Here is a 13,786-nt window from a genome sequence, read left to right as displayed (position 1 = left end):
TTGTGACCGCCAACAGCACTGCCGATCAGCATGGGCCAGCGCACTTTTCGTGCTCTACGAGTGCAGCGGTGTCGCGACTGCAGCCGTATGCGGCCCCGGTGTTCGCCGACATGCCGGCGCTGGCGGCGCGCACAGGCGCGGTGGACCTCGGGATCGGTTATCCCGACGAGGATGGACCACCCGCGATGCTGAAGGCCGCCCAAGACGCGATTGCCGAGGGCTTCAATCAGTACCCGCCGGGAATCGGCATCGCGTCGCTTCGGCAGGCCATCGCCGCGCAACGGAAGCGGCACTTCGGCGCGGATTACAACCCGGACAGCGAGGTACTGGTCACGGTCGGTGCCACCGAGGCCATCGCGGCGGCAATGCTCGGCCTGGTTGAGCCGGGCTCGGAAGTGATACTGATCGAGCCGTTCTACGACTCCTATTCACCGGCGCTAGCGATGGCTGGTGCGCGGAGGGTGCTAGTGCAGCTAGTGCCCGACGGTCGCGGCTTCGCTCTTGACGTCGACGCGCTGCGGCGCGCGGTGACGCCTCGGACCAGGGCGTTGATCGTCAACTCACCGCACAACCCGACCGGCATGGTGCTGACCGCGGATGAACTCACCGCCATCGCGGACATCGCACTGGACGCCGATCTGCTGGTCATCAGCGACGAGGTCTACGAGCAACTCGTGCACCCGTGGCCCGAAGGACGTCGCCACCTCCCGCTGGCTGGTTTCGACGGCATGGCCGAGCGGACGATCACCGTCTCGAGCGCGTCAAAGACGTTTAACTGCACCGGCTGGCGGATCGGATGGGCCTGCGGCCCAGCGAGGCTCATCGCCGGCTTGCGGGCGGCCAAACAGCACCTGACCTACGTGGGCGGCGCGCCCTTCGAGCATGCGGTCGCATTGGCGCTGAACACCGAGGACGATTGGGTCGCTACGCGACGAACCGTGTTGCAGTCGCGGCGAAACCGGCTGGCGACGGCATTGGCCGAGATCGGCTTCGGCGTGCACGACAGTGCGGGCAGTTATTTCCTGTGCGCTGACCCGCGTCCGTTGGGCTACACAGACAGCACGGCGTTCTGCGCGACGCTAACCGAGAAGGTAGGAGTGGTCGCGATGCCGATGTCGGATTACTGCGATCCGGCGGCCGACCATGCCGCAGTCTGGAATCACCTGGTGCGCTTCAACTTTGCGAAGCGCGACACCACCCTCGACGAGGCCATCAGGCGGCTTGCGATGCTCCCGGGCGGGCGTCGTTACCGACGGGCACATCCTTCGAACCGACTGTATGGCCGACACCGCACACTTTCAGTCGAGACTTAGGCGGAGGGAAGAGCCCATGGGGTTGATACCAAATTTCTATGAACTGAAGGAGACCGCCGAGGAATCCATCGAGCTCCTCAGGCGTGCAGTCGCCGCACTGGAAAAGCTTGCGGCAGAACAGAAGCGCACCAACGATCTGTACGCCGAAGTGAATCAGGTCTCCGTGGTGCATGCTCGCAACTCGACGGAGCTGTAGCCATGAGCTCATGCAGCTCGGCGTCGGCGTCGAGTGTTTACTCACGTTGCCAGATCGCGCTGCGCGTACCCGTACACTCCGATCCCGGCCAGGATCGCGGCGACGAGCAGAAAAATTGCGGCCGCCCCCCAATTAGGCGGTGTGCCGGGTACGGCGGCGAGGTGCGTCCACGGCGACAAGTTGGCAACCCAGCTAGGGGCTTTCGTGGACTGCATGATCACGTTCACCAGGAATCCGCCCACAACCGGCAGTGCACCGATCGCGGCGGCAGCGGATGGCAGCCACCCGACGCCCACTGCGGCCGCCCCGGCGGCGAGCAATGCCATGGGAAGGGAATTCAGCGCTCCTGCAAGCGAAGCGCTCAACTGCAGTGAGATGCCCGTGATCTTGGTGCCAAACCAAACGGCGACTGCGGCCGAGCAATGCAGTGCGACGACTCCCCAAACCGTGACCATGATCTCAGTGGACATCAGGTGTGCCCGCGAAATCGGTTGGGCGAGCAGCAAGGTCCATAGACCGGCTTTCTCGTCGGCGACCATCGTGGCGAGACGCAGTGCGGCGTACAACCCGGTGGGAACTGTGAGCAAGCTGAACAGAGCCGCGGCAACCACATGCACCATGTCATGGCCGCCCATCCCACCTGCCCTGGCGAGTTCAGCGAGCCGCGGGTTTGTCTGAAACAACTCGATAATCGATGCGAGCACCGCGCCGACCAGAAAGAAGTATGCGGCGATGCCCGCCGCCCACCCCGACGTGGTCCGCCCGGTCCGGCGAAGGGCGAACCCAGCAGTGCTGTGCAACAAACGAGGTCGTGGAGGACGGCTGTGGTGCAGCACCACGATCCCGTCGCCCAAATCGCGGTGGCGTCCCGCGACGAGTGCCGCACCGGCCAGCACGATCGGAAACGCACCCGACACGATCAGCGGGGCGATGCGGTTGTCGGCGTATGGCGCCGCGCGGCCAATGAGCCCGAAAGGCGTCGCCCACGCCAGCCATGCCAGTTGATGCGAGCCGTCGGCGATCATGCGCAGCATCAGGCCAACGCCCAGGGCCGCGACCGCAAGTCCGGTGGCGCCGGATCGCCTCGGCATGACCTGTGCCGCGAGCAGAGCGGTGGTCGCGAAAGTCAAACCAACACACGTGATCCCGGCTCCATAGATGATGGCTCCGGCCGGTTCGGTGCGGGCCGCCAATAGGCCCGCCGCGACGGCCATGCCGATCAGCGTCGCGGATCCCACTAGGGCGGTCAGGCAGCGGACAACCACATCGGCCATCCGCAGGCGTCCCGCGAGCAGCAGATCCCACCGCCGGCCATCCTCCTCACCGCGGGTAATACGTGTGGCGGCCAGTAGGATCCAGACACCAACCAGAACCGAAACGGCGGGGCCGGTGCGCCACACAGTGAAACCGCCGGGATCGTCGAGGGCGACCGGTGGGCCCGACAAAATCCTTACGGCGGGATTCTCGCCAAGTGCGCGCAGGCCTGGTTCATCCAGCAAGTCGCCGATCGGCCGGTATTCGCTGGCGACCATCGCCGAGATACCCCCGCAGATCAAGGCGACCGCCACGGCACCAAGGCGGATCTGGCGCACGGCCAGCCGGCTCACAGCGCGCCGTGGCGCGAGTTGCGGCCCAGTTGTCATCGTGCGGCGGCTCCGTAGTAGTCGAGAAAGATCTCCTCAAGCGTCGGTTCGTGCATCGCCAGCGCGGTGATGTCAGCTGTGGCGAGCGCTCGAAGCGCGGCCACGGGCGAGCCAGTCAGGTTGAACCGCAACCGTTCACCGTCCAACTGCTCGACACTTGACACGCCCGCAACATCCTCGAGGGAAGGCTGAGCGCCGCGGCAGGACACCTCGACGACGGTTCGGCGCAACCGGCGTAAGTCGGCGATGCTGTCAATTTCGACCAGTCGCCCGGCACGCAGAATTGCTACCCGGTCGCATACGGCATCTACCTCCGCCAACTGGTGAGAGCTGAGGAACACAGTCTGGCCTCGCTCACGTGCTTCTGCGATACAGCTGCGAAATACTCTCTCCATCAACGGATCCAAGCCACTTGTCGGCTCGTCGAAAACTAGAAGGGGGGCGCGTGTCGCGAAGGCAGCAACAAGAGCCACCTTCTGCCGGTTGCCGGTCGAATAGGTCTTGGCCGGCTTGTCGAGCTCGAGATCGAACCGGTCGACCAACTCGTCGCGGTAGCCCGCATCGACACCGGGGCCCAGGCTGCCAAGCAGCTCAAGGATTTCGGCGCCCGTCAGTTGCGGCCACAGCGCGACATCGGCGGGCACATATGCGATGTGACGATGGGACCGACGGACGTCACCGGCAGCGCAATCGAAGATCTTCGCACTGCCTGCCGTCGGGCGAATCAATCCGAGCAGCAGGCGAATCGTCGTCGACTTGCCGGCACCATTGGGGCCCAAGAAGCCGAACACCTCGCCAGGAGCGACGGACATGGTCAGGTCCTCGACGGCCACCACCCGGCCGAACCGTTTGGTCAGACCGTCGACCCGGATGGCCGGGCGGAAAGCACCGGGACAGGAGCGTTCCACTCCTGAAGGGTAGGTCACCCAACCTTCTCAACAGGTCTTTTGACGCCTCTTCTCGCCAACGAGGCGGATCGGAACGTGCTCGGCTACAGCGGCCGCGTCGAGGTGGGCGAGACGATCCCCAATCAAGCCGGGAAAGTCCAACTGGCGTAGGCACGCATTTTGGACGAGTCAACGCGTCAGTGGATCGGTGTAGTATCGAAAGTATGTTCGATATCGACGCATCGGGACAGGCCAGCAACTGTTTTGCTGATGCAGACGACGCCGGTGTGGTTGATGCGATCACCGCGGCCGCGCGGGCGCAGAACGCGATGTGCGCGCAGGAACTGGCGGCAATTGGTGAGTTGTACGCGCGGCGGGCCCCTGAAGACGACGTCGATCGGGAAAACTGGGTCATCGACGGACACGAGAATCTGGTCGCCGAAGTCGCTGCAGCATTGGGGATCAGCCGTGGCCGTGCCCGGGGGCGCCTGCGGTATGCGATTGCGCTGCGTGAGCGGCTGCCCCGGGTGGCTGAGGCATTCGCGTCGGGGGCCATCGACTTCCGGGTGATGGCCGCGGTGGTGTGCCGCACCGAGCTTGTCGAGGATCCGACACTGATCGCCAAGATCGATGCCGCGATCGCCCGGCACGGACACAGATGGATGCGGCTATCGGCACCCAAGCTGTTCGAACGAATCGACATGTGGGTGGTCCGATTTGATCCGGCCGCACAGCGCGTACCTGGGGAGCGCAACCAGGATCGCTATGTCGAAATCGGGCCCGTCGAAACGGGCTTGGCCGGAATCTGGGCCCAGGTTCAGGCTCACGACGGCGCTGCGTTGGATCACAAGCTCGATGCGCTGGCCGCCACAGTGTGCCGGAATGATCCGCGGACCAAGGCGCAGCGACGTGCCGATGCGCTAGGTGCCCTGGCCGCCGGATTAGACGTAATGCGGTGCGAATGTGGGTCAACGGATTGTGCTGCGGCAGCGCGGAACCCGGGCACGGACGTGGTGATCCATGTGTTCGCCGACCAGTCGTCCGTAAAAGGCGGCTCGCAAGCGCCGGGCTTTCTGCCGGGGTTTGGGCCCGTTCCGGCGCCGGTACTGCGCAACTTGGCGACTAGTGCCAAACTCAAGCCCGTTGTTAAGCCCTCCGCAGATCCGGAGACGGGCTATCGTCCTTCGGCGGCGTTGGCAGAGTTCGTCCGGCTGCGGGATTTAACGTGCCGGTTTCCGGGGTGCGACCAGCCGGCCGAGGTGTGCGACATCGACCACACGGTCCCGTTTCCATTTGGTCCCACGCATCCCTCGAATTGCAAGCTGCTCTGCCGTTACCACCACCTTTTAAAGACCTTCTACACCGGTCTCGGCGGCTGGGCGGATCGTCAGTTGCCAGATGGCACCGTCATCTGGACGGCGCCCACCGGTCACACATACACCACCACACCCGGCGGTGCCGTGTACTTCCCGATATTGGCCGATCCCACAGGCGAATTGGTGTTGCCGACGGCGATAAGCCAGCCTGGTGAAAACCGGGGGTTGATGATGCCTACGCGGAAGCGAACCCGCGCCGCCGAACGATCCTCCCGTGTCGCAGCCGAGCGCCGCGTCAACGAAGAGCGCCTTGCCGAAGAACGTCGAAAACGTGCCGCCTGGCAGGCCGCCAACTATGAGCCGCCACCCTTTTAATACGCGGTTTTGCTGATGTTTTCTCCTATCCGGTGGCCGCATGCTGGCTACCATGAGCGAACTGCCGCTGGACTGGAGCGAGTTGGGCGTGAGCGAACTGCCGACCGGAACGGTCACGTTACTGCTGGCCGACGTTGAGGGCTCCACGCGGCTCTGGGAAACCCAACCGGATGAAATGACTGCGGCGTTCGCCCGACTCGATCGCGCTTTGAGTGAGCTCGTCACCGCGCACGAGGGTGTACGGCCCGTCGAGCAAGGCGAAGGCGACAGCTTCGTGGTGGCGTTCTTCCGCGCCAGCGACGCCGTCGCATGCGCTCTGGAGTTGCAGCGTGCACCGCTGGCCCCCATTCGGCTACGCATCGGTCTGCACAGCGGCGAGACACAGCTGCGCGACGAAAACAACTACATCGGTCCCACCATCAACCGCACCGCACGAATCCGAGATTTGGCCCACGGCGGTCAGACCGTACTTTCTGGCATTACCGAGGCACTGGTCATCGACAGACTTCCCATCGACGCCTGGCTGACCGACTTGGGCAGCTATTCGCTGCGCGGTGTGCCGCGACCCGAACGCGTCGTGCAGCTCTGCCATCCCGACATCTGCAACGAATTCCCTCCACTGCGGACACCGACGACTGTTGCAACACAACATCTTCCAGCACAGCTGACGACATTCATCGGCCGCGAGGCGCAGATCGACGACGTGCGGAGAGTACTTGCCGAAAACCGTGTCGTCACCTTGACCGGCGCGGGTGGCGCTGGCAAAACACGTCTCGCCGTGCAGATAGCGGCAAAGATGGCTGACGAGTTCGACGACGGCGTTTGGTACGTCGATCTGGCGCCGATCACCGAGCCCGATCTGGTGCCCGTCGCCGCCGCGCGCGCATTCGGCCTACCCGACCAGCCCGGCCGCTCCACGATGGACACACTGATCCGATCGATCGGCGAGCGCCAGATGCTGGCGGTACTGGATAACTGCGAGCACCTGCTGGATGCGACAGCAGCGCTGACGATCGATCTCCTGGCCGCCTGTCCCAAGCTGACCCTCCTAGCCACCAGTCGAGAACCAATCGGCATCGAGGGCGAGGTGATTTGGCGTGTGCCATCACTGTCGCTGGTCGACGAAGCCATCGAGCTTTTCGCCGACCGGGCTCGTCGGTCCAACCCTGACTTCCGAAGTACCGACTCCGCCACCATCGAAGAGATTTGTCGACGCCTCGACGGCATGCCACTCGCCATCGAACTGGCAGCAGCGCAGGTGCGCGCCTTGTCCCTCGACGAAATCCTCGGCGGTCTACGTGACCGATTCCGGCTCCTCACCGGTGGCTCACGCCGGGCCGTGCGCCGCCAGCAGACATTGCACGCGTCGGTCGACTGGTCACACACCCTCCTAACCGAGCCTGAACGCGTACTCTTCCGCCGGCTCTCGGTCTTCATGGGCGGCTTCGACCTCGAAGCCGCGCAGACTATAGCCGCCGATGGCGATATCAAAAGCCATCAGGTTCTCGATCAGCTCGCACTACTTGTAGACAAGTCGCTCGTCGTCGCCGAAAACCCAACGGGGCGAACGCGATACCGGCTGCTGGAAATGGTGCGGCAGTACGCAATGGAGAAGCTCGCCGACTCCGGTGAAGCCGATGCCGTGCGCACCCGTCATCGCGATCACTACACACTCATGGCCGCCCATCTCGACAATCCCACGCGCGATGGCCACGAGCAGACGCTGGAGAAGGCAGAAATAGAAATCGACAATCTGCGGGCCGCCTTCGCGTGGAGCCACGAAAGTGGCGACATCGAACAGGCGTTGAGTTTGGCATCGTCGCTTCTCCCGCTCTGGCTCGCCCGCGGCCGCATCGTGGAAGGAGTGGCCTGGTTCGACGCCGCCCTGGGCGAAAGAAATGTGGACGAGGTCGCTCGACCGGTATACGCACGTGCGTTGGCCGACAACGCACTTCTCAATGCCTGGGGCCTTTCACTGGACAGCCTTGGCCAAGCCGAGGAAGCCGTCGTGATCGCGCGCGACATCAACGATCCGGCGCTGCTTGCCAGGGCGCTCACCGCCTGCGTCGCCATTGCTGCCTACAACACGGAGATGGCAAGACCCTACTTCGCCGAAGCGATCGAGCTTGCCCGCTCGCTGGGTGACTTTTGGAGGTTAAGTCAGATTCTCGGTTGGCAGACATATGCAGGCGCCGTGACGGGTGATTTAGTCGCCGCCTACACAACCGGTGAAGAAGGCCGCCAGCTGGCCGATTCCATTGGCGACCAGTTCAACTCGCGGTATTGCCGCAATTGGCAAGGGATGGCAATCTACCTGCAAGGTGATCTGGCCGGCGAAATCGCGCGATGTCGCAAGATGATCGCGGAGGCCGACGCCGCTGGAGATCTAGTCAATCGGTACCTCGGCCTACAGAACCTCGCGCTCGCGTCCCTGTTCCAGGGCGAGACGAGTCAAGCCCAAGACGCCGTGGACGGGCTCATTGAAGCCGGCGCCGCACTTAGCCCCGTGCACGAAGGGGTCGCCTACATGGCGTCGGGCCTCGCGGCCCTGGCTCGTGGCGACGTCGCGGCAGCCGCAACTGCACAGGAGCGCATGTGGGAGCATATCGGTACCTACCGCGAAATAGCGGCCATCTTCCGTTGGTGCAGAGCCGAGACTGCCGCAGCAGCAGGCGATCTTGGCAGCGCGCAGCAATGGGCCGACGAGGGCGTCGCAGCATCGACCGGGTGGTACCGGCTCATGGGACTGGTGCCGCGTGCGCGTATCGCCATTGCCCGAGGTGAACCCGAACGGGCAGAGCGCGACCTCCACGAGGCACTTGCTATCGCCGCCGAAATCAAGGCACAGACAGGGGTTCCCGAAGTCTTCGAATGTCTCGCCGCCGTGGCGTTCAGCGCCGACAGTTATCCCGAAGCGGCCCGCCTATTCGGAGCGGCAGACGGCATCCGGCAGCGCATCGACACGGCCCGATTCAAGATTCACGACGCCGACTACGAATCTTGGGTAACCTCCCTCCGTAATGCTATGGACCCCAACGATTTCGAGATAGCCTGGGCGGAGGGCGCGGCGTTATCCAGCGAGGAAGCGATCGCCTATGCGCAGCGAGGCCGCGGTGAACGCAAACGACCCTCCAACGGTTGGGCTTCACTGACTCCCACCGAACTCGACGTGGTCCGCCTCGTCAGCGAAGGACTGCCGAACAAGGACATTGCCACAAGGCTTTTCGTCTCACCCCGCACCGTGCAAACGCACCTCACGCACGTCTACACCAAACTCGGGCTGACGTCACGCGTGCAGCTCGCACAAGAAGCCGCCCGCCGTTCTACCGCCTGATCGTCGCCTCGTCGCGTACCAGAGCGCACAGCAGCCAAGGGCCCGGTACGCCCTTGAGTTCATGCATGCCGCGCTCGACGAACCTGCGCCGCGAGCCGGCCACGATGTCGCGCACTGTCGAGGACATCAGCACCTCGCTGGGGCCGGCAAGCGCCGCAACACGGGCACAGATGTGCACGGCCAACCCGGCGACGTCCGAGCCGCGCACCTCGACCTCACCGGCGTGAAGCCCTACCCGCACCTCGATTCCGAGCACCCGCACGGCGTCCACAATGGCGTCTGCACACGCGAGAGCGGCACTGGGGCTGGTGAACGTGGCGACGAATCCGTCGCCGGCCCTGTTGACTTCGCGACCACCGAACCGCTCGAGTTGATGACGAACGAGCGCGTCGTGATTGTCCAGCAGATCTCGCCACCGATCGTCGCCGAGCGCGGCGGCACGCTCGGTCGAACCGACGATGTCGGTGAATACGATTGTGGTAAGCACACGTTCGGCGTCGAAGCCCCCGCGCACACCGGTGAGGAACTCTTCGATTTCGTCGAGCATCGGCGCCGTGTCCCCGACCCAGTACAGGGCATCCACGCCCGGGAGCTCGACATAACGCGACCCCGCAATGTGCTCGGCGAGGTATCGACCGTGCCCGACGGGGATGAAGTCCGCGTCCGTGCGGTGCAGGATCAACGTTGGCGCACTTATCCGTGAGAGCGTGTCACGTACATCGGCTGCCATCACGACCTCGGTGGCGGCCCGGGCCATGCTCGGCGACGCAGCGCGGTTGCCGGCAAGGTCCCACCACGCGCGGAACGCCTCGTCATCGGCAACGCTGGGTGCGACGATGCCCAGGATGTCGAAACCCCGCTCGAGCGCGTCGGGCTCTATCCCGTCCGTGGCGAACCGGCTGGCCTCGCTGAGATCGGCGCCGATCGGATAGTCGGGCGCCGACACCACACGCGCCGCGCCGTTGACGATCACCAGACTGCGCACCCGCTCGGGGTAGTCGGCGGCGAGCACCAGGCCGGTCATCGCGTTGAAGCTCGGTGCGAAGATCGACACCTGCTCGCACCCGACGGCATCCATCACCGCGATGGCATCCTCGGCCCAGTACCGCGGACCCTGCACATCCCGCGACGGCAAGCGGGACGATAAACCCATTCCGCGGAAATCGAAACGGATCACCCGGCTGAACGAAGCCAACCGCCGGTGGTAGCGATACATGGACGGCTCGGTGTCGATGGTGTCGATCGGGATTGACGGGCCCGGCAGCAGGAGCAGATCGGTCGGACCCTCGCCGAAAACTTGGTAGGCGATGTCGATATCGCCGCACTTGGCGTACCGAGTTCGCTGAGCCTGCGCCACGCGCTCAGATTAATTCAGGTCACCGACAGCAGTCTGTTCGGTGCCGAACCGCACCCCGGTGGCGTCCTTGCCGATCGCCGTCAGGAGCGCGACCGCGAGCAAGACGGGTGTAATCGTCGCCGCCAGGGCAAAGGGATAGCCATGGGACGCGGCCAGCCGTTCTTGGATGGGCAGGTTGAACGCCGCCAACAAGTTGCCGAGCTGATAGGTCACGCCGGGATAGAAGCCACGGATGGCATCCGGCGACATCTCGGTCAAGTGTGCCGGGATGACGCCCCACGCGCCCTGCACCACGACCTGCATCAAGAACGCGCCAAGACACAGCATCCCCGCGGCACGCGAGTATGCGAACAGCGGCACGATAGGCAGGCCCAGCGCCGCACAGAACACCACGGTGTAGCGGCGGCCCAACCGTTGCGAGAGTGTGCCGAAGGTCAGGCCGCCGATGATGGCGCCGACGTTGTAGAGCACCACGATCGATTTGGTGGTCGCGGGGGACAGGCCGGCGCCGGCCGACAGGAATGTCGGGTAGACGTCCTGGGTGCCATGGCTCATCCAGTTGAACGCGGTCATCAACAGCACCAGGTAGACGAACCGGCGCACAATCGCAGCGTCTGCCACCACGTCGCGAATCCGCGTGTGGGTCAACCGCATTCGGTCCTGGGTTGCCTCCCACACCTCGGATTCCTTGACCCGGTAGCGGATGATCAGGCTGACCAGCGCCGGGATGATGGACAGGCCGAACAGCCACCGCCACGACAAGCCCAGCCAGTTCATCACCACCAGCGACGCCACCGTCGCCAACAGATAGCCGAACGCGTAGCCCTCTTGCAGCAGACCGGAGAAAAACCCGCGTCGCTGTACTGGAACCTTCTCCATCGCCAGCGCGGCGCCCAGTCCCCACTCGCCGCCCATGCCGATGCCGTACAGCAGCCGAAGGATAACTAGCACAGTGAAATTGGGCGCGAACGCACACAAGAAGCCGACGACGGAATAGAACGTGACGTCCACCATCAGCGGCAGCCGCCGGCCCACCCGGTCGGCCCACAACCCGAACAGCAGCGCGCCCACCGGGCGCATCACGAGGGTGGCCGTCGTCAGGAATGCGACTTCAGTCTTGGTGTGGTGGAACGTTTTTGCGATATCGGCGTAGACCAGCACCACCAGGAAGTAGTCGAAGGCATCCATCGTCCAGCCCAGCAACGCCGCGATGAATGAGTTGCGCTGGTCGGCGGTGAGCCGTTGTGCACTCACTTCTTTTCGGCGTCGTCCCACACCTCGATGATGGTGCGCAGAATCTCCTCGGCGCGGCCCAGCCCGGCCAGATGGCTTTCGCCGGGCAGGTGGTACAACTCGGCGTCGGGCAGCCGGGAAACGACGTGTTGGCCATGCGCGAACGGGACGATGTGGTCGCGGTCGCCGTGCCACCAGCGCACCGGCACCTTGACCTGGTCGAGCCGAAATCCCCAGTCCCGTGCGAACACCACGACATCGGCGAACGGGGCCGCCAGTTGCTTGCGGCTGCCGTTGAGCAGGTCGTCGAGGAACATCGCCTTGAACTCGGGCCGGACCAGCAGCCGCCGGTCGGCTTCGGGTGAGATACGCGCGTAGGCGTACAGCGCGGGCTCGGCCACCGGGCGGATCATCCAGATCAAGGCGACCGCGGCCAATCGGATCGGCAGACCGACCCGCTGGAGCAGCGGCGCCACCAGAGTTCCCAGTGCCATCACTCCGCCATGGGCGGCATCCGTGCCGACGGTCGGCGCAACGCCCCCGAGGACCCCGGCCACCACCACCCGATCCGGCATCGCCGCCGCGCAGCCCAGGGTGTAGGGACCGCCGCCGGACAGGCCGATCACCGCCATCTTGTCGATGCCCAGGGTGTCCGCGACGGTGCGCAGGTCGTCGGCGAACGCGACGACGGTGTCGTACTGGTAGGGCGTCGAGGAACCGATTCCCGGTCGGTCGACGCCGATCAGCCGAATGCCGTTGTCTTCGGCGTAGACACGGGCCTCGGTCGGGATTTGTCGGCGCGCGCCCGGGGTGCCGTGCAGCCAGAAGATGGCGCGGCCCTGCGGGTCGCCGAACTCGGCGAACCCGAGTTGACGGTCATCGCCGACGGCGATGTTGCCTTCCAGCTTGGGGCGGGCGATAGCGATAACCATGACGAGAGTGTTTCATGTGCGGAGTACGTCGAACCGCAGATTGCTGTAGGAGCGGAGCAAACATGCGAATCATCGACGCCGACGGCCACGTCGCCGAGAGCCCCTCGCTCGCGATCGAAGCGATGGAGCGCTGGCCGGAGCACATCACCGCCAGCGCCGACGGCCGGCCGCGGCTGCGAATCGAGGGCCGCTACTACCCGGAGGACCACGGGCCGGGTGCCGGAGTGCCCGTCGAGCACGGGCTGAGCACGGCGGCGGGCCTCAATTGCCGGTCGGCCGAGGGTGTGCTCGGCGACGCCGACCGCGACTACATCGACACGATGGTCCTCTATCCCAGCCTCGGCCTGTGCGCGCCGACGCTGGAGGATCCCGAGTTTGCCGCGGGGTTCGCGCGGCTTTACAACCAGTGGGTGGCCGACTATTGCGGCCCGACGAACGGCCGGTTGCGCGGCGTCGCGGTGACTCCGATCGAGCACGGGCAGGTGGCCGTCGACGTCATGCGTGAGGCCAAGGATCTGGGGCTGGCCGCCATGCTGCTGCCGCCGGCGCTGAAAACCCGCAACCTCGACCACCCCGACCTCGACCCGTTCTACGCCGCAGCCGTCGAACTTGAGATGCCGCTCGGCATACACGGCGTGCCCGGTTTCCATCTACCGAAGATCGGCGTCGACCGTTTCACGAATTACATTCAGGTGCACTGCATCAGCTTCCCGTTCGACCAGATGACGGCGATGACCGCGCTGGTTTCGGGCGGCGTCTTCGATCGGCATCCGGGGTTGCGGGTGGCGTTTCTGGAAGCGGGTGTGGGCTGGGTGCCGTTCTTCATCGACCGGCTGCACGAACACTTCGAGAAACGCGGCGACTGGATCGACGGTGGCTGGCAGCGCGATCCGCAGGAGTACGTGCAGGCCGGCAACATCTGGGTGACCTGTGAGCCGGAGGAGCCGATCCTGCCGGGGGTGATCGACGTGCTCGGCGCCGACTTCATCATGTTCGCCAGCGACTACCCGCACTGGGACGGCGAATGGCCGGAGAGCACCAAGCATCTGCGTACGCGGGCCGACATCAGCGACGACGCCCGGGCCAAGATCGGCGGACTCAACGCCCAGCGTTTCTACGGGCTCGATTAACCGGTTCGCCCGGTTGCGACACGGTCACGGATTCATACCTATCGCGGCTCAGTGGTCACAGGAACCACAT

Annotated in this window: 9 protein-coding genes and 1 pseudogene; 5 read left to right on the top strand and 5 right to left on the bottom strand. The window is 64.9% G+C overall.

Translation table 11 applies throughout. The features are described 5' to 3' along the window. Nucleotides 1-2: 2 nt before the first annotated feature. Together MFM001_RS25005 and MFM001_RS23125 are read left to right on the top strand one after the other, a co-directional pair. Nucleotides 3-1,232, top strand: a pseudogene (locus MFM001_RS25005) (pyridoxal phosphate-dependent aminotransferase); the annotation flags it as partial. Between the two features lie 97 nt (nt 1,233-1,329). Next, nucleotides 1,330-1,509: a hypothetical protein gene (locus MFM001_RS23125; protein WP_116377594.1), complete on the top strand. Its 180-nt coding sequence runs from the start codon at nt 1,330-1,332 to the stop codon at nt 1,507-1,509. A gap of 41 nt (nt 1,510-1,550) precedes the next feature. Here the strand turns inward: MFM001_RS23125 and MFM001_RS23120 are convergent, their stop codons facing one another. Together MFM001_RS23120 and MFM001_RS23115 are read right to left on the bottom strand one after the other, a co-directional pair. Continuing rightward, entirely contained in the window at nt 1,551-3,152 is a 1,602-nt protein-coding gene (locus tag MFM001_RS23120; RefSeq protein WP_116377593.1) for an ABC transporter permease, read from the bottom strand. After that, a complete protein-coding gene (locus MFM001_RS23115) occupies nt 3,149-3,988 on the bottom strand; it encodes an ABC transporter ATP-binding protein (RefSeq protein WP_238159354.1) in 840 nt (279 codons plus the stop codon). Before MFM001_RS23115 ends, MFM001_RS23120 begins: the two co-directional genes overlap by 4 nt. Before the next feature lie 275 nt (nt 3,989-4,263). Here MFM001_RS23115 and MFM001_RS23110 point away from each other — a divergent pair, with 275 nt between their 5' ends. Continuing rightward, nucleotides 4,264-5,730 carry an HNH endonuclease signature motif containing protein gene (locus tag MFM001_RS23110; RefSeq protein ID WP_116377592.1) on the top strand — a complete coding sequence of 489 codons (1,467 nt, stop codon included), beginning with the start codon at nt 4,264-4,266 and terminating at the stop codon, nt 5,728-5,730. Nucleotides 5,731-5,782: 52 nt separating this feature from the next. Further along, the gene (locus tag MFM001_RS23105) at nt 5,783-9,064 is read left to right on the top strand and encodes a LuxR C-terminal-related transcriptional regulator (RefSeq protein WP_371685612.1); all 3,282 of its coding nucleotides are present in this window, start codon (nt 5,783-5,785) and stop codon (nt 9,062-9,064) included. Here MFM001_RS23105 and MFM001_RS23100 read toward each other — a convergent pair. The 3 genes from MFM001_RS23100 to MFM001_RS23090 are packed head-to-tail and all read right to left on the bottom strand — an operon-like array spanning nt 9,054 to nt 12,586. Then, nucleotides 9,054-10,421: an adenylate/guanylate cyclase domain-containing protein gene (locus tag MFM001_RS23100; RefSeq protein WP_116377591.1), complete on the bottom strand. Its 1,368-nt coding sequence runs from the start codon at nt 10,419-10,421 to the stop codon at nt 9,054-9,056. The genes MFM001_RS23105 and MFM001_RS23100 overlap by 11 nt on opposite strands. A 9-nt stretch (nt 10,422-10,430) precedes the next feature. Continuing rightward, on the bottom strand, nt 10,431-11,675 hold the full coding sequence (locus tag MFM001_RS23095) for a sialate:H+ symport family MFS transporter (RefSeq protein WP_116377590.1): 1,245 nt from the start codon (nt 11,673-11,675) through the stop codon (nt 10,431-10,433). Continuing rightward, complete coding sequence (locus tag MFM001_RS23090; RefSeq protein WP_116377589.1) at nt 11,672-12,586, bottom strand: alpha/beta fold hydrolase; 915 nt, start codon at nt 12,584-12,586, stop codon at nt 11,672-11,674. The genes MFM001_RS23095 and MFM001_RS23090 overlap by 4 nt, the downstream gene beginning before the upstream one ends. 62 nt (nt 12,587-12,648) lie before the next feature. On the opposite strand from MFM001_RS23090, the gene MFM001_RS23085 reads away from it, so the two are divergent. Further along, nucleotides 12,649-13,716 (top strand): amidohydrolase family protein, encoded by a 1,068-nt coding sequence (locus MFM001_RS23085; protein ID WP_116377588.1) that lies wholly within the window; start codon nt 12,649-12,651, stop codon nt 13,714-13,716. Nucleotides 13,717-13,786: the final 70 nt, after the last annotated feature.

Origin of the sequence: Mycobacterium sp. MFM001, from assembly GCF_003402475.1 — a bacterium.
Lineage (GTDB): Bacteria > Actinomycetota > Actinomycetes > Mycobacteriales > Mycobacteriaceae > Mycobacterium.
Note: the sequence above shows the minus strand (reverse complement) of the source record. Positions and strands in the feature narration are given on the sequence as shown.

Coding starts and splice junctions, on each gene's coding strand:
- MFM001_RS23125 (WP_116377594.1), top strand. CDS start 1,330: ATGGGGTTGATACCAAATTTCTATGAACTGAAGGAGACCGCCGAGGAA.
- MFM001_RS23120 (WP_116377593.1), bottom strand. CDS start 3,152: ATGACAACTGGGCCGCAACTCGCGCCACGGCGCGCTGTGAGCCGGCTG.
- MFM001_RS23110 (WP_116377592.1), top strand. CDS start 4,264: ATGTTCGATATCGACGCATCGGGACAGGCCAGCAACTGTTTTGCTGAT.
- MFM001_RS23105 (WP_371685612.1), top strand. CDS start 5,783: ATGAGCGAACTGCCGCTGGACTGGAGCGAGTTGGGCGTGAGCGAACTG.
- MFM001_RS23090 (WP_116377589.1), bottom strand. CDS start 12,586: ATGGTTATCGCTATCGCCCGCCCCAAGCTGGAAGGCAACATCGCCGTC.
- MFM001_RS23085 (WP_116377588.1), top strand. CDS start 12,649: ATGCGAATCATCGACGCCGACGGCCACGTCGCCGAGAGCCCCTCGCTC.